Raw genomic sequence first — 14,741 nt, forward strand, 5'->3', positions numbered from 1 at the left:
CGAGGGAAGCGGGCTTTATGTGGGAGCGGGCTTGCTCGCGAATGCGGTGTGTCAGTCGACATATTCATCAACTGACCTACCGCATTCGCGAGCAAGCCCGCTCCCACATTGACGGTGTACATCTTCTGGCTTGATGAGTTTCCATAGGTACGACCATGTCCCAAGACCGTCGCTACAGCTTCGAGTTCTTCCCGACCAAGACCGATGCTGGGCATGAAAAACTGATGGCGACTGCTACGCAGTTGGCCAGCTACAACCCCGACTTCTTCTCCTGCACCTACGGCGCCGGCGGCTCGACCCGTGACCGCACGATCAACACCGTGTTGCAGCTGGAAAGCCAAGTCAAAGTTCCCGCCGCTCCGCATTTGTCATGCGTGGGCGACAGCAAGGACGACCTGCGCGGCCTGCTGACCCAATACAAAGCCGCCGGCATCAAGCGCATCGTCGCCCTGCGTGGCGACTTGCCGTCCGGCATGGGCATGGCCAGCGGTGAGCTGCGCCACGCCAATGACCTGGTGAGCTTCATCCGTGAAGAAACCGGCGATCACTTCCACATCGAAGTGGCGGCTTATCCGGAGATGCACCCCCAGGCACATAGTTTCGAAGACGATCTGCAGAACTTCGTGCGCAAGGCCAACGCCGGCGCCGACAGCGCGATCACCCAGTACTTCTTCAACGCCGACAGCTACTTCTACTTCGTCGAGCGTGTACGGGCCATGGGTGTGAACATCCCGATCGTGCCGGGCATCATGCCAATCACCAACTACAGCAAGCTGGCGCGCTTCTCCGACGCCTGCGGTGCCGAGATCCCACGCTGGGTGCGCAAGCAACTGGAAGCCTATGGCGATGACGTCAAGAGCATCCAGGCGTTTGGCGAACAGGTCATCACGAATATGTGTGAAGATTTGTTGAACGGTGGTGCGCCAGGGCTGCATTTCTATACCCTTAACCAGGCTGAACCGAGCCTTGCGATCTGGAACAACCTCAAGCTGCCGCGCTGAGGTCGTTCAAGCAGTATCAAGGCCCTCGTTTATACGGGGGCTTTTTTTGTTCACACACTCCCGGAATGGAAGCCAGCAGTAAATGAATACAGCGCCCCCGACTCCTCGCCCACAGCTGGTTTACCTGGTATTTGGCGCCGAGACCTACCATCAGGAAGCGGTATTCAGCATCGCCAGTGCACTCGCGCATCTGGGCACTACGCAGAACATGCCGCTGGACATCCAGGTGTTCAGCGATAACCCCACGCCCTACGCAGGTTTGCCGGTGCAGGTCCACGCACTGGACGACGCCACGCGCCAACGCTGGAGCGAACCCCACGGCTACCATTTCCGCACCAAACATGTGCTGTTGCGCCAGGTCCTCGAAACCTCGGAACGCGCGCTGCTGATCGACACGGATACGTTTTTCCACGACTCGCCCATGGCGCTGTTCGAGCGCGTCGCGCCCGGCACCTTGTTGTGCAACGCGTTCCACGCAAAATACGGTGATAACTGCGAAAGCGTGCTGTATGAAGCCCTGGCCAACTACCTGGCCGACAAGGGCGTGGCCGACGACGATATGTGGCTACTCAACTCCGGCGTCATGGGCCTGGCCCGGCAAGACGCACACCTGCTGGAGCACTCGATCGAGTTGATGGACGAATTGTTTCCGATGGCCCATGGCGCGTACACCCTGGAAGAGTTCTGCTTGTCGGTGGCCGCATACCGTCAAGTCAACGTCCGCCAGTGTCCGGACCTGATCCACCACTACTGGAGCCGCAAACAGCTGTTCCGCGCCAAGGTCAAGGCTTGGATCATCAAACACGCCGCCACGCCCGTCAGCGCCGAGGCACTGGCCGACACGCGCAAGGTTTCCGCCCACCTGCCGCGCCCACCGCGCCTGCAGCGCCTGATGTACAAGCTGATCACCCTGGCCCTGCCCAAGCGCAAGCAGCAGTTCATCCGCGAGATTCTCTACGGTTGCTACGAGCATGAAAACGAATTCGACCAGGCGTGCGGCCCGGTTTGGTGGGACAAGGCTCGGCAAAACCAGGCAGAGCGCCAGAAGTGCCCGGTGGACGCGCACCAACTGGAACACTGGTTCGCCAACCCCCTGGTGCGCCTGATTCTCGGCGAGCGGCGCGCAGCCATCTACGAACACCTGATGACCTCAGAGGCAAAATAGCATCGCCCGCAGATGCGTGCGCCAGAGCTTCTCTTTAAGGCAGGAGCGTCGTAACCTCAGGGCATGCCCATCATTCTGAAGCTTGTGACCGCTGCCCTTTTTACTTGCCTGAGCCTGGCCGCTTACGGCGAGAAACTGCGCATTGTCACCGAGCCCTGGGCGCCCTATGTGTATGAGCAACAGGGCACCATGCAGGGGCTGGACTACGAAACCACGGTGATCGTGTTCCAACGCTTGGGCGTGGAAGTGCAATGGCAGTTCCTGCCCTGGAAGCGCTGCCTGGCCATGCTCGACCAAGGCCATGCCGACGGGGCGCTGGATATTTTCCACAGCCATGAGCGCGACGCCTTGCTGCTGTACCCCAGCGAACCGCTGTCGGAGGTGGAATTCGTGCTGTTCTACGCCAATGATCGCCCCCATCCCGTTCAAAGCCTCGAAGAGGTGCGGGGCCTGACTGTCGGGACGTCGCCGGGGTATCTGTACGGCGCGACATTCGGCGATTCCACCCTGTTCAACCGCGAGCCCGCCCCCAGCCATGAAGCCAACTTCGGCAAATTAATGCTCGGGCGTATCGACCTGGTGATCACCGACCGCCGTGTAGGCCAGCATGTGATCAAGACGCTAGGCCTGGAAGGCAAGGTCAGCCAGGCGCCGTTGGTGGTCAGCCGCCAGCAGCAGTTCCTTGCGGTGCGTCGTGGCGCGGGCATGGATCTGTTGGTGCAACGCTTTGCCGCCGAGCTCAAACGCTTCAAGCAAGAGCCGGCCTATAGTGTTTTGAGCGCCAAATATGGTGGAATCCAAGCGATTACGGGGTCTGGACGCACCGTTGAGCAGCAGGAAAGCAGCGCGCCGTGATTGCTCTGTTATACTCCGGCCTTTCCGCCAGGCTCACGCCCGGCCGCTGAGGTCTTGAAAAAGGCACCCAACCCCGCTACAGCGCAGCTTTCAGCCCGCGCGAGCCGGTGGAGTGCCCGCCAGACGCAGCAGGACCGGACGGGATAACGCTCCCCTAAGCGTCATTCACGCCCGGCAAGATTATCCCTTTGGGCCAAGCCCTAACTAAAACAGGATTACTCATGTCCTTTGCTTCCCTCGGTCTCTCCGAGGCTTTAGTCCGCGCCATCGAGGCAGCGGGCTATACCGAGCCTACTCCGGTGCAACAGCGGGCCATTCCCGCCGTGTTGCAAGGTCGCGACCTGATGGTCGCGGCTCAGACAGGTACTGGTAAAACCGGCGGCTTCGCCCTCCCGATTCTGGAGCGGTTGTTTCCCAATGGTCACCCGGACAAATCCCAGCGTCACGGCCCGCGCCAACCGCGCGTACTGGTTCTGACCCCCACCCGCGAACTCGCCGCCCAAGTGCACGACAGCTTCAAGCTGTATGCCCGCGACTTGAAGTTCGTCAGCGCCTGCATCTTCGGCGGCGTCGGCATGAACCCACAGGTTCAGGCCATGTCCCGTGGTGTGGACGTGCTGGTCGCGTGCCCAGGTCGTTTGCTCGACCTGTGCGGCCAAGGCAGCGTCGATCTGTCCCACGTGGAAATCCTCGTGCTGGACGAAGCCGACCGCATGCTCGACATGGGCTTTGTCCATGACGTGAAAAAGGTCCTCGCCCGCCTACCAGCCAAACGCCAGAACCTGCTGTTCTCGGCCACGTTCTCCCAGGACATCACTGCCCTGGCCGGCAAGCTGCTGCACAACCCGGAACGCATCGAAGTCACGCCGCCGAACACCACGGTCGAGCGTATCGAGCAACGCGTGTTCCGCCTGCCTGCCAGCCACAAGCGTGCGCTGCTGGCTCACCTGATCACCGCTGGCGCGTGGGAACAGGTGCTGGTCTTCACCCGCACCAAGCATGGCGCCAATCGCCTGGCCGAGTACCTGGACAAGCATGGCCTCACCGCCGTCGCCATCCACGGCAACAAGAGCCAGAACGCGCGCACCAAGGCCCTGGCTGACTTCAAGGCCGGCACCGTACGCATCCTGGTCGCCACCGATATCGCCGCCCGCGGCCTGGATATCGACCAGCTGCCGCATGTGGTCAACTTCGAACTGCCGAACGTCGATGAAGATTACGTGCACCGTATCGGCCGTACTGGCCGTGCCGGTCGTTCGGGTGAAGCCATCTCCCTGGTGGCGCCGGACGAAGAAAAACTGCTGAAAAGCATCGAGCGCATGACCAAGCAGAAAATCGCCGACGGCGACCTGATGGGCTTCGATGCCAGCGCCGTTGAGGCTGAGAAGCCTGAAGCGCGCGAGCGTCCAGACGTGCGCAACCCGCGCAACCCACGCGGTCCGAAGGGCGATGGCCCGAACGGCGGCGGTGGTGGCGGCGGTCGTCGCGACAAGGGCAAAGACAAGGGCGGCAAGGAAAAAGCGCCTACCAACGGCCGTGGCGAGCGTCCAGCCCGCGAGCAAAAGCCACGTGAAGGCACCCCGGCCCGCGAACAGCGCCAGCCGAGCCAGCCGCCACGTGCCGCTGCCGACCGTGCACCGGACGAGTTCCTCGACGACGACGTGGATAACTTCGGTAACCGCGTCGACTACGTACCACAGGCCAAACCGGCCCAGGGCCGTGGCCGTCGTCCAGGTGCCCCGGCACAGGGCGCAGGCGCTGGTGCTCCACGTGGCGGTCAGCCACAAGGTGGTCGTCAGAATGGTCCACGCAACAGCAGCGGCGGCACCACCGGTACACCACCTGCCAAGCGCAACGGCCCGCGTAACGGCGCGCCGCGTGATGGCCAGGCTCGCCGCGAAGACTCGCGCAGCAACAACCGTCGCCCGGCCCGTGACGACCAGCCTCGCTCGTCCGAGCCGGCCGTGCAGAACCCACGCGGTGGCCCGGCGCCAAAGATCATCCACAAGGAGTCGAAGGCTGATCGCTTCCCGACACCCGAGCAGTTGGATCAACTGCCAGGCCGTCCTCGTGGTGAAAAGCCAGCGCTGCTGACCCGCAACCGCTGAGTTTTGTAGCCCAATAAAAAATGCCCCGCATCTTTCGATGCGGGGCATTTTTTTGTGCAGGCAAAAATTACTTCTGCTTAACACCTTCCAGCGAGATGTCCAGGTCCACAGTCTGCGAGGACGGGCCTGGGCCTTTGATGCCGAAGTCGTTCAGGTTGACGGTGGTCTTGGCGTTGAAGCCGGCACGCTCGCCGCCCCACGGGTCTTTGCCCTCACCGTTGAAGGTGGCCTTGAAGGTCACCGGCTTGGTCACGCCGTGGAAGGTCAGGTCGCCGGTCACGTCAGCGGTTTTTTCGCCGGTCGATTTAACAGCGGTGGAGACGAACTTGGCGTCAGCGAACTTGGCAACGTCCAGGAAATCTTTGCTGGCGATGTGCTTGTCACGTTCTGCGTGGTTGGACCACAGGCTGGCGGTTTTCACGTCGACCGCGATTTTGCTGGCTTCCGGCTTGGCGGCATCCCAGCTGAAGGTGCCATCCCAATCCTTGAAGGTGCCGTGGATGAAGCTGTAGCCCAGGTGGCTGATTTTCCAGTCGATGAAGGCGTGCTGGCCTTCTTTGTCGATCTTGTAGTCAGCAGCCATCACCTGACCTGCAGACAGCAGGGCAGTACCGATTGCCAGAGCGGCGAGGGTCTTTTTCAACATGCGTTCTATTCCTTGTGAGTCGAGGTTGAACATCAGGCTTTGCGGCCCAGCATACGAAGCAGGGTCGCATCACGGTCAATGAAGTGGTGTTTCAACGCAGCCACGCCGTGCAAGCCGGCGAAGACCACCAACACCCAAGCGAGGTACAGATGCACCAGGCCGGCGTTATCTGCCTGGTCCGGTAGTCCGGAAACCACGGCAGGAATCTCAAACAGGCCAAACACCGGGATACCGACACCGTCTGCGGTGGAAATCAGGTAACCGGCGATCATCACGGCAAACAACCCGAGATACAGGAACCCGTGGCCAAAGGCAGCGCCGATACGGGTCATGCGGCTGTAGCTGGCCAGCGGTGGCGGCGGCGGGCTCACCAGGCGCCAGACAATACGCACTAGCATGATGGCGAACAGCGTGATGCCAATGCTCTTATGCAGGTCCGGCGCGTCTTTACGCCAGGCGCTGTAGTAGTCGAGACCGACCATCCACAGGCCCAGGGCGAACAAGCCAAACACCACCAGGGCCACGCCCCAGTGCAAAACCATGCTGACCCAGCCATAGCGGGCCGGTGAATTACGAAACTGCATGTACTTAATCCCGTAGTAGTGCGCCCAAGACTAGCGATTTACCTATCGAATTAAAGCGGAAAATTTCGCTTTGAAATATCGAGAAATACGATCTTGAGGGTATGAAGCGTAAATTAACATCGGATTAAGGACTATCCAGAAGAAACGTGACAGACCGTCCTGCCTTTACCGTCAATTCATAGGTAATGGCTTGTGACACAGCCATGCATTGCATAGGCTTGCGCGATTGTTTTACCTGCGCCCGCCGCAGGACCGCTTCGAGGAGAACACCGATGGGCTTGAACAACCAGTGGATGCAACGCGACCTGGCGGTGCTGTGGCATCCCTGCACCCAGATGAAAGACCACCAGCAACTGCCGCTGATCCCGATCAAGCGCGGTGAAGGCGTATGGCTGGAAGACTTCGAAGGCAAGCGCTACCTCGATGCCGTCAGTTCCTGGTGGGTCAACGTGTTTGGCCACGCCAACCCGCGCATCAACCAGCGCATCAAGGACCAGGTCGACCAGCTGGAACATGTGATCCTCGCCGGTTTCAGCCACCAGCCGGTGATCGAGCTGTCCGAGCGCCTGGTGCAGATGACGCCCGAGGGCCTGACCCGCTGCTTCTATGCCGACAACGGCTCGTCCTGCATCGAAGTCGCGCTGAAGATGAGCTTCCACTATTGGCTCAACCGCGGCCAACCGAATAAAAAGCGCTTCGTCACCCTGACCAACAGCTACCACGGCGAAACCATCGCCGCGATGTCCGTGGGCGACGTGCCGCTGTTCACCGAGACCTACAAGGCGCTGCTGCTCGACACGATCAAAGTGCCAAGCCCCGATTGCTACCTGCGCCCCGAAGGCGTGAGCTGGGAAGACCACTCGCGCACGATGGCCCAGGTAATGGAACAGACCCTGGCCGAGCACCACGCCACCGTCGCCGCCGTGATCATCGAACCGCTGATCCAGGGCGCCGGCGGCATGCGCATGTACCACCCGGTGTACCTCAAGTTACTGCGCGAAGCCTGCGATCGCTACGGCGTGCATTTGATCCACGACGAAATCGCCGTAGGCTTCGGTCGCACCGGCAGCATGTTTGCCTGTGAGCAGGCCGGCATCCGCCCGGACTTCCTGTGCCTGTCCAAGGCCCTCACCGGTGGTTACCTGCCGTTGGCCGCCGTGGTCACCACCGATGACGTGTACGACGCGTTCTACGACGACTACCCGACCCTGCGCGCCTTCCTGCACTCCCACAGCTACACCGGAAACCCGCTGGCGTGCGCGGCAGCGTTGGCGACCCTGGATATTTTCGAAGAAGACAACGTCATCGAAAACAACAAGGCCCTGGCCCAGCGGATGGCTAGCGCCACCGCGCATCTGGTGGACCATCCACACGTGTCGGAAGTGCGCCAGACCGGCATGGTGCTGGCCATCGAGATGGTCCAGGACAAAGCCACCAAGACCGCCTACCCCTGGCAGGAACGCCGTGGCCTGAAGGTGTTCGAGCATGCCCTGGAACGTGGTGCACTGTTGCGGCCACTGGGCAGCGTGGTGTATTTCCTGCCGCCCTATGTGATTACGCCGGAACAGATCGACTTCCTCGCCGAAGTCGCCAGCGAAGGCATCGATATCGCCACTAACAGCAGTGTCAGTGTTGCGGTACCAAAAGATTTCCACCCAGGCTTCCGCGACCCCGGTTGATTTGTGGCGAGGGAGCTTGCTCCCGCTGGGGTGCGAAGCGCCCCCAAAAGCAGGCGACTGCTGCGCAGTCGAACGGGAGCAAGCTCCCTCGCCACAGTTATTTTGCTCCTACGTTATCTCGCGCCTACACAGAATTTTGCAGAGAAAAGAAATGAGACTGTCCCGTTTTTTCACCGACACCCCGCTGAGCCTTGGCGATCACGAACTGCCGGAAGCCCAGGCGCACTACATCAGCCGTGTGCTGCGCATGGGCGAAGGTGACGCTGTGCAATTGTTCGACGGTTCCGGCCAGGAGTTCCGGGGCAGCCTGCTGGAAGTCGGCAAGAAACGCGTTAGCGTGCAACTCGTCGAAAGCTTTGCCGGCCAAGCTGAATCGCCGCTGCACATCCACCTGGGCCAGGGCTTGTCCCGGGGCGAGCGCATGGATTGGGCCATTCAGAAAGCCACCGAACTGGGCGTCAACGCCATCACGCCGATTTTCAGCGAGCGCTGCGAAGTGCGGCTCAAGGACGAACGCGCCGACAAACGCCTGCTGCACTGGCGCCAGGTGGCGATCAGCGCCTGCGAGCAATGCGGGCGCTCCACGGTGCCGGTGATTCACCCACCACTGCTGCTGGCGGACTGGTTGAAACAGACCGAAGCGGATTTGAAGCTGGTGCTGCACCCGGTGGCCGAGCCGATGGTCAGTCACGCCAAGCCTTCCAGCCTGGCCTTTCTGATCGGCCCTGAAGGTGGGCTGACCGACAATGAAGTCGACACCGCCCAAGCCGCCGGCTACCACGCCGCCCGCCTCGGCCCGCGTGTATTGCGTACCGAGACGGCGCCGGTGGTGGCGTTGGCGGTCGCCCAACAGTTGTGGGGCGATTTCTAACGCCTTCTTCTGCAACCCGATCAAATCAGCGCTGGCGAAAGGCCCTGCATATCAATGGAAGGCGCTCGCTGGCCAATCAGTTCAGCCAGCAACTGCCCGCTGCCACAGGCCAATGTAAAACCCAGCGCGCCGTGGCCAAGGTTCAGCCACAGGTTGCGGCAGGTACTGGCGCCAATCAGCGGTACGCCGGTCGGCGTCGCCGGACGCATGCCGGCCCATTCCACCGCGTGGGCGTAGTCGCCAGCGTCAGGAAACGTCTCCAGTGCCTGGCGCTTCATCAACGCCAGGCGTTTGGGCTCAAGGCTGGCGTCGAAGCCAACGATATCCACCATCGCGGCTACTCGCAGTTGCTCACCAATACGCGCGTACACGATCTTTCGGTCGTAATCGGTGATGCTCACATTCGGCGCCTGATGTTGCGTGCCAATCGGCACGCTGAGGCTGTAGCCCTTGAGCGGGTACAGCGGCAACGGCACCCCCAACTCGGCGCTGCGATACCCGGCCGCCAGCACCAGATGCTCAACCGGCATCACCTCATCGCCCAACTCGATGGCCTGCACTGCGCCCTCGGCGTGGCGAATACCGGTGACCTTGCGGCCCAGCAAAAAGCGGCATCGTCCCGACGCTTCCAACCGCGCCGCCAACTGCTGGCAGAAGGCGTGACAATCACCGACCTCCTCATTGGGCGTGTAGATCCCGCCGACAAAACCACCGCCCGCCAGCGCGGGCTCGAGGCGTGCGCAATCGGCGGCTGAGAGCACTTGTTGTTGCAGGATATCGGTGACCTTGCTACGAGCATGTTCAAAGGAGCTGGCGCTGCGAAAGGTCACCAGCTTGCCGTTGCGCCGCCAATCGAAGCCATCCAGGTGATCTTCGTCACGCCACTGCTGCAAGGTGTCCTGGCTCAGGGAGGCCAGGCGCAACAGGTGCGCGGCATTACGCTTGTTCACCGAGCCCCGGCAGGCACCGAGAAACGCCGCCATCCAGCGCCACTGCTGCGGGTCGAGGCGCGGGCGCAGCTTCAACGGAGAGTCACCGCGCAACAACCAACCGATGGCTTGCAGCGGCACACCCGCATCGGCCAGTGGCGCCACGTAGCGGTAGGACAGTTGACCGCCGTTGGCGAAGCTGGTCTCGCTGCCCAGGGTCTCGCGCGCGTCGATCACCGTCACCTCATGACCGGCACGCACCAACGCATAGGCGCTGGCCAGGCCAATCACTCCACCCCCGATAATGCACACCATTTGCGCCGTCCGCCGTTGAATCCAGAGGTCTCAAGCCTAGGGGCAGGTGACAGGCCGCCGACAATGAATAAAGATGGCTCACCTATAAACAAAGGTTATGGACTTGCCATGCGCTTGCGTCATATCGAAATCTTCCAGGCCATCCGCCAGACCGGCTCCGTCAGCGCCGCCGCGCAGTTGTTGCATGTGTCGCAACCGGCGGTCACCAAGGTGCTGCAACATGCTGAATTGCAGCTAGGCTTCCCGCTGTTCCTGCGCGTGCGCGGCAAATTGCAGCCCACCCCGGAAGCCCTGGCGCTGGAAAGCGAAGTGGAGAAAGTCACCGAAAGCCTGCAAGGCGTGCGACGCCTGGCCAAGAGTCTGCGCCGTGCACCAGGCCAGAGTGTGCGCATCGGCGCGATCCCGGCGCTGGCCTTGTCACTGCTGCCGCCGGCGATTCTGGAATGGAAGCGCGACTACCCGGACATGGCCTGCGAGCTGTCCAGCGACCATAGCCGCGAGCTGGTGCAGAAGCTGCTGATGCGTGAGATCGACCTGGCGCTGACGCTCAACTTTTCCGGTCATCCGGGGTTGACCACGCAGGTGCTGGCCAACGGCGTGCTGGTGGCGCTGGCGTCCAAGGGCTATTGGTCCGACGCCGAATTGAGCCAGCCATTGCCCCTGGCGAATCTGGCAGGCACGCCGCTGATTGGCCTGTCCAGCGCCGACCCGCTGGCGGCAAAACTCGACAGTTACCTGGAAAACGTCGACCCACCGCCACGGGTGACAATCGCCGTGCAAACCTACTCCCTGGCTCGTGCCATGGTGGAGTCCGGCGCCGGCCTCACCGTCATCGACCCCTTTACGGCCCTGGGTGCCTCGACGGCCACCACGTGCATCCGCCCGCTCACGCCACCGTTGCCGATTACCCTGTACGCCCTGACCCGCGCCGATGAACCGCCGCCGCACATGCTGGCCAATCTGCTGCAGATCTTTGGCCAGCGTGCCCGTGAGCTTCTGGAGCGTTTATAGGACGTAATGCATGATCGCCACGAAGTGCAGCAAACTCCCGCCGATCACAAACAAATGCCAGATCCCATGGGAGTGGCGCAGGCGATCCTCCAAGGCAAAAAAGATGATACCGACGGTGTATAAAACGCCGCCCGACGCCAGCCAGATAAACCCCGCCGTGCCCAATGCGGCAAGCAGCGGCTTGACCGCCACCAGCACGATCCAGCCCATCACCGCGTAAATCACGATCGACAGGATGCGCGCTTCGGAGCGCGGCTTGATCTCCTGCAGGATGCCGATCACCGCCAGCCCCCACACGATGCCAAACAGCGTCCAGCCCCACGGCCCTCTCAAGGTCACCAGGCAAAACGGCGTGTAACTGCCGGCGATCAGCAGGTAGATCGAAAAGTGATCGACCTTCTGCATGATCTCTTTTCGCCGCCCCTTCACGCTGTGGTACACGGTCGAGGCGCTGTACAACACCATCAGGGTAAAGCCATAGATCGCCACGCTGACGATCTTCCAGGGGCTGCCATCCAGGCTCGCCACCACCAACATCCACACCGCGCCGATACAGGCCGCAACCGCCCCAAGCAAATGGCTCCAGGCGTTGAATCGTTCCCCGTGATACATGTGTCACTCACCTCGAATAACCGTTATCACCTTAAGCATTCTGACGCCACCCACTCACTATCAGGTAACACCCTTTCTTCATTTGCACGAACACTACCGTCCATTGGATGATTCACAGCGGCGCCTACAGGGGGCGCATCCGCCCCAATCATTGGTGTTGACCATGCTCGAGTTTGAACCCGACGCGCCGCAACCCAGCCTATGGCAGCTGTTTTACAACTTTGCCATGGTTGGCCTGTTCGGCTTTGGTGGCGTGATGCCCTGGGCGCGGCAAATGATGGTCGACCGCAGGCGCTGGGTCAGCGAACAGGCGTTCAATGAGCTGCTGACCACTGGCCAGTTTTTCCCCGGTCCCAATATCGCCAACGTCGGCATCATCTACGGCCGTCGCCTGCATGGCCTGCCCGGTGCGGTTGTGACCGTGTGCGGGCTGTACCTGTTCCCGTCGCTGATCACCGTGCTTGCCGGATTCGCCTATACACAGTGGTGGAGCCATGAGGTGGTGCAGCAGATTTTCGGCGCGGTGATGCCGATTGCCACCGGCCTGATTCTGGGCACCACCCTACGCCTGCTCAAGGCCATGCCCAGGACGGTCGCCAACTACGTCGCGTTCCTGATGACCTTTGTGCTGATGGCAATCCTGGTGCTGCCGCTGTGGATGGTGCTGTTGATCTGCATCCCCAGTTCGCTGGCGCTGGGCTTCATCGATACACGCAAGGGAGCCCGCTGATGCAAGGCACGCTCCTGCACTTGATGATCCAATGCGCGCTATGGTCGTTGATGTCGATCGGCGGCAACATGGTGGCCATCGGCGATATCCATCGCTACTCAGTCAACGACATGAATTGGCTGACCGACGCACAGTTCGTCGCGTTCTTCGCCCTATCCCAGGCGTTGCCCGGCCCCAATGGCATGCTGTTGGTGTTTATCGGCCAGCAAGCCGCCGGCCTGCCCGGCGCCATCGTGGCCTTGCTGGCCAAGCTGGTGCCGTGCTCGGTGCTCACCTACGTCGGCGCCGGCTGGCTGGAGCGCCACACCGAAACGCCGTGGGTGCAGCGAGTCAAGCGCAGCTTGCTGCCGATTTCCATTGGCCTGATCCTCGCCGCCAGCTACATCCTCATGAACAGCCTGGAAAGCAACGCCACCAGCCTGGTGCTGACCCTGGCCAGTGCCGCCGTGGTGTATTACACGCGGCTGAATGCGATCTGGCTGATCATCCTTGGCGTGCTATTGGGCCTGTGCAGTGCATGGCTGGGAGCGGACTGGTTTTAGGGGCACAATCGACGGCATTCGAACCAGAGCCACGGCCATGCTGATCGACGAAGAATTCACCCTCAAAAAGCTCGAGATCTTCCTGGCGTTCATGCGCACCGGCAACCTGGCCCGCGCCGCCGCCGAGCTGCAAACCAGCAACGTCAGTGTGCACCGCGCCATCCACTCCCTGGAAAACGCCCTGCGCTGCCCGCTGTTCAAACACGAAGGGCGCAACCTCACGCCGCTGGAAAGCGCCTACGTCTTGGAAGAGCGCGCGCAGAAACTGGTGGCCGATGTGGTCGACAGCGTGCGCCTCACCCGTGAAGCCGCCGGGTTCTCCGCTGAACGCTTCAAGCTCGGCTCGCTGTATTCGCTGACGGTGAAGACCGTGCCGCAACTGATCATGGGCCTGAAGATCCGCCGCAGCGAACTCAACATCGACCTGATCCTGGGCTCCAACTTCGACCTGCTCTACAAGCTCAAGAACATGGAAGTGGACGCGATCCTCATCTCCCTCGACGAGCACGCCAACGACCCGGACTGCGAACAGATCGCGCTGTTCTCCGACGATATCTTCCTCGCCACCCCGGCGGATTCACCGTTCGACCGCGACCAGCAAATCGACCTGGCAGATGTGCGCGACGCGACCTTCATCACCCTCACCCAAGGCTTCGCCACACACCAGGATGGCAATCGCGTGTTCAAGCAGGCGGGGTTCGAGCCGAAGGTGGCGATGCAAGTCAATGACATCTTCACGTTGCTGAGCATGGTCAGCTCAGGCGTGGGTTATGCGCTGCTGCCGGGGCGGATTGCGGCAGTGTATGAGAACCGCGTGAAGTTGATACCGCTGCAACCCCGGTATCGGTTGCAGCAGCATATTGGCGTGGTGTTCCTGAAGGCCAAGGAAAGGGACCCGAACTTGCTGGCGTTATTGGCGGAGTGTCGGATGTACGCCAACCGCCAGGTGACAGCCTGACAAACCGCTTTCGCGAGCAAGCAACCCAACCCGGTGTGAAACGTCGCAGTCAGCGCGCCATAGGGCACCAACCGCCGATCTGTCGCCGCCAAGCCAGCCGTCACACCACTGACGGTGCCGGCCAGCCCACCAAACACCATCGCCGAACGCGGGTTATCCAGCCCCATCCAACGCGCCGCCACCGGCGTGCCGACCATCACCAGGATCGCCTTGATCAACCCGGTGGCAATCGACAGCGCCATCACATCCGACGTCGCGCCAATCGCCGCGCCGGTCACCGGGCCGACGATATAGGTCACAGCGCCCGCGCCAATGGTGGTCATGCTGATCGCATCGCGATACCCAAAGGCCCAGGCCATGCTCGCGCCGACGATAAACGGCAGGATCGTGCCCAGCAGCAACGCGATCACACCGATCATTCCGGCCTTGCGCGCCTCGGTGGCTTGCACTTCAAACGCCGTGGCGACGATGGCGAAGTCGCGCAGCATTGCGCCGCCCATCAGGCCGATGCCGGAGAACAGCGCCAGGTCCGCCAGGCCTTTCTGGCCGCCGGTGATCGTGCCGCCGACCCAGGCCAATACCAGGCCGATGACAATGGCAATCGCCGAGCCATGAATACGCCCGAAGGTCAGGCGCTTGGACAGCACCACGGAAATCCACATCACCACGCCGACAAAGGCAAACGCGGTGACCAGGCCGTTATGTTCCAAGCCTTTTTCAATTAGATCCCACATA

14 protein-coding genes and 1 pseudogene are annotated in these 14,741 nt (G+C 61.6%); 10 read left to right on the plus strand and 5 right to left on the minus strand.

Features of this window, described 5'->3' with window-relative positions; genetic code table 11:
• Window positions 1-155: 155 nt before the first annotated feature.
• The 4 genes from metF to HX812_RS25265 all read left to right on the plus strand — a co-directional run bounded on the left by metF (window position 156) and on the right by HX812_RS25265 (window position 5,129).
• Complete coding sequence (gene metF / locus HX812_RS25250; protein WP_038849413.1) at window positions 156-1,001, plus strand: methylenetetrahydrofolate reductase [NAD(P)H]; 846 nt, start codon at window positions 156-158, stop codon at window positions 999-1,001.
• Window positions 1,002-1,083: 82 nt separating this feature from the next.
• Window positions 1,084-2,166: a hypothetical protein gene (locus HX812_RS25255; RefSeq protein ID WP_038849415.1), complete on the plus strand. Its 1,083-nt coding sequence runs from the start codon at window positions 1,084-1,086 to the stop codon at window positions 2,164-2,166.
• Between the two features lie 63 nt (window positions 2,167-2,229).
• Window positions 2,230-3,021 carry an ABC transporter substrate-binding protein gene (locus tag HX812_RS25260; protein ID WP_038849417.1) on the plus strand — a complete coding sequence of 264 codons (792 nt, stop codon included), beginning with the start codon at window positions 2,230-2,232 and terminating at the stop codon, window positions 3,019-3,021.
• Window positions 3,022-3,242: 221 nt separating this feature from the next.
• Entirely contained in the window at window positions 3,243-5,129 is a 1,887-nt protein-coding gene (locus HX812_RS25265) for a DEAD/DEAH box helicase (protein ID WP_038849418.1), read from the plus strand.
• A 67-nt stretch (window positions 5,130-5,196) separates the two neighbouring features.
• On the opposite strand, the gene HX812_RS25270 is transcribed toward HX812_RS25265, so the two are convergent.
• The gene (locus HX812_RS25270; protein WP_016976077.1) at window positions 5,197-5,775 is read right to left on the minus strand and encodes a YceI family protein; all 579 of its coding nucleotides are present in this window, start codon (window positions 5,773-5,775) and stop codon (window positions 5,197-5,199) included.
• Window positions 5,776-5,807: 32 nt separating this feature from the next.
• A complete protein-coding gene (locus tag HX812_RS25275) occupies window positions 5,808-6,359 on the minus strand; it encodes a cytochrome b (RefSeq protein WP_038849419.1) in 552 nt (183 codons plus the stop codon).
• A gap of 272 nt (window positions 6,360-6,631) precedes the next feature.
• On the opposite strand from HX812_RS25275, the gene HX812_RS25280 reads away from it, so the two are divergent.
• The gene (locus HX812_RS25280; protein ID WP_038849421.1) at window positions 6,632-8,038 is read left to right on the plus strand and encodes an adenosylmethionine--8-amino-7-oxononanoate transaminase; all 1,407 of its coding nucleotides are present in this window, start codon (window positions 6,632-6,634) and stop codon (window positions 8,036-8,038) included.
• Window positions 8,039-8,189: 151 nt separating this feature from the next.
• Window positions 8,190-8,909, plus strand: a complete 720-nt coding sequence (locus tag HX812_RS25285) for a 16S rRNA (uracil(1498)-N(3))-methyltransferase (RefSeq protein ID WP_033897093.1) — start codon at window positions 8,190-8,192, stop codon at window positions 8,907-8,909.
• Between the two features lie 20 nt (window positions 8,910-8,929).
• Here HX812_RS25285 and HX812_RS25290 read toward each other — a convergent pair whose 3' ends face one another.
• Complete coding sequence (locus HX812_RS25290; RefSeq protein ID WP_038849424.1) at window positions 8,930-10,153, minus strand: D-amino acid dehydrogenase; 1,224 nt, start codon at window positions 10,151-10,153, stop codon at window positions 8,930-8,932.
• A 108-nt stretch (window positions 10,154-10,261) separates the two neighbouring features.
• On the opposite strand from HX812_RS25290, the gene HX812_RS25295 reads away from it, so the two are divergent.
• Window positions 10,262-11,164: a LysR family transcriptional regulator gene (locus HX812_RS25295; RefSeq protein ID WP_038849427.1), complete on the plus strand. Its 903-nt coding sequence runs from the start codon at window positions 10,262-10,264 to the stop codon at window positions 11,162-11,164.
• Here HX812_RS25295 and HX812_RS25300 read toward each other — a convergent pair.
• Window positions 11,159-11,776 carry a hemolysin III family protein gene (locus HX812_RS25300; protein ID WP_016976069.1) on the minus strand — a complete coding sequence of 206 codons (618 nt, stop codon included), beginning with the start codon at window positions 11,774-11,776 and terminating at the stop codon, window positions 11,159-11,161. The genes HX812_RS25295 and HX812_RS25300 overlap by 6 nt on opposite strands.
• A 163-nt stretch (window positions 11,777-11,939) precedes the next feature.
• Here HX812_RS25300 and HX812_RS25305 point away from each other — a divergent pair, with 163 nt between their 5' ends.
• Genes HX812_RS25305 through HX812_RS25315 form a run of 3 tightly spaced genes read left to right on the plus strand, consistent with a single transcriptional unit; the run spans window position 11,940 to window position 14,006 of the window.
• Complete coding sequence (locus HX812_RS25305; RefSeq protein ID WP_038849429.1) at window positions 11,940-12,506, plus strand: chromate transporter; 567 nt, start codon at window positions 11,940-11,942, stop codon at window positions 12,504-12,506.
• Window positions 12,506-13,048 carry a chromate transporter gene (locus HX812_RS25310; RefSeq protein WP_038849430.1) on the plus strand — a complete coding sequence of 181 codons (543 nt, stop codon included), beginning with the start codon at window positions 12,506-12,508 and terminating at the stop codon, window positions 13,046-13,048. Before HX812_RS25305 ends, HX812_RS25310 begins: the two co-directional genes overlap by 1 nt.
• A gap of 37 nt (window positions 13,049-13,085) precedes the next feature.
• Window positions 13,086-14,006, plus strand: coding sequence for a LysR substrate-binding domain-containing protein (locus HX812_RS25315; RefSeq protein WP_038849433.1), 921 nt, complete (start codon window positions 13,086-13,088; stop codon window positions 14,004-14,006).
• Between the two features lie 2 nt (window positions 14,007-14,008).
• Here the strand turns inward: HX812_RS25315 and madM are convergent.
• Window positions 14,009-14,740, minus strand: a pseudogene (gene madM / locus HX812_RS25320) (malonate transporter subunit MadM); the annotation flags it as partial.
• Window position 14,741 lies beyond the last annotated feature (1 nt).

This window comes from Pseudomonas sp. IPO3749, from assembly GCF_013386605.1.
Classification (GTDB): Bacteria; Pseudomonadota; Gammaproteobacteria; order Pseudomonadales; family Pseudomonadaceae; genus Aquipseudomonas; species Aquipseudomonas azotoformans_A.

Coding starts and splice junctions, on each gene's coding strand:
- HX812_RS25275 (WP_038849419.1), bottom strand. CDS start 6,359: ATGCAGTTTCGTAATTCACCGGCCCGCTATGGCTGGGTCAGCATGGTT.
- HX812_RS25300 (WP_016976069.1), bottom strand. CDS start 11,776: ATGTATCACGGGGAACGATTCAACGCCTGGAGCCATTTGCTTGGGGCG.
- HX812_RS25255 (WP_038849415.1), top strand. CDS start 1,084: ATGAATACAGCGCCCCCGACTCCTCGCCCACAGCTGGTTTACCTGGTA.
- HX812_RS25265 (WP_038849418.1), top strand. CDS start 3,243: ATGTCCTTTGCTTCCCTCGGTCTCTCCGAGGCTTTAGTCCGCGCCATC.
- HX812_RS25315 (WP_038849433.1), top strand. CDS start 13,086: ATGCTGATCGACGAAGAATTCACCCTCAAAAAGCTCGAGATCTTCCTG.
- HX812_RS25260 (WP_038849417.1), top strand. CDS start 2,230: ATGCCCATCATTCTGAAGCTTGTGACCGCTGCCCTTTTTACTTGCCTG.
- HX812_RS25305 (WP_038849429.1), top strand. CDS start 11,940: ATGCTCGAGTTTGAACCCGACGCGCCGCAACCCAGCCTATGGCAGCTG.
- HX812_RS25285 (WP_033897093.1), top strand. CDS start 8,190: ATGAGACTGTCCCGTTTTTTCACCGACACCCCGCTGAGCCTTGGCGAT.
- HX812_RS25310 (WP_038849430.1), top strand. CDS start 12,506: ATGCAAGGCACGCTCCTGCACTTGATGATCCAATGCGCGCTATGGTCG.
- HX812_RS25290 (WP_038849424.1), bottom strand. CDS start 10,153: ATGGTGTGCATTATCGGGGGTGGAGTGATTGGCCTGGCCAGCGCCTAT.
- HX812_RS25295 (WP_038849427.1), top strand. CDS start 10,262: ATGCGCTTGCGTCATATCGAAATCTTCCAGGCCATCCGCCAGACCGGC.
- HX812_RS25270 (WP_016976077.1), bottom strand. CDS start 5,775: ATGTTGAAAAAGACCCTCGCCGCTCTGGCAATCGGTACTGCCCTGCTG.
- metF (WP_038849413.1), top strand. CDS start 156: ATGTCCCAAGACCGTCGCTACAGCTTCGAGTTCTTCCCGACCAAGACC.
- HX812_RS25280 (WP_038849421.1), top strand. CDS start 6,632: ATGGGCTTGAACAACCAGTGGATGCAACGCGACCTGGCGGTGCTGTGG.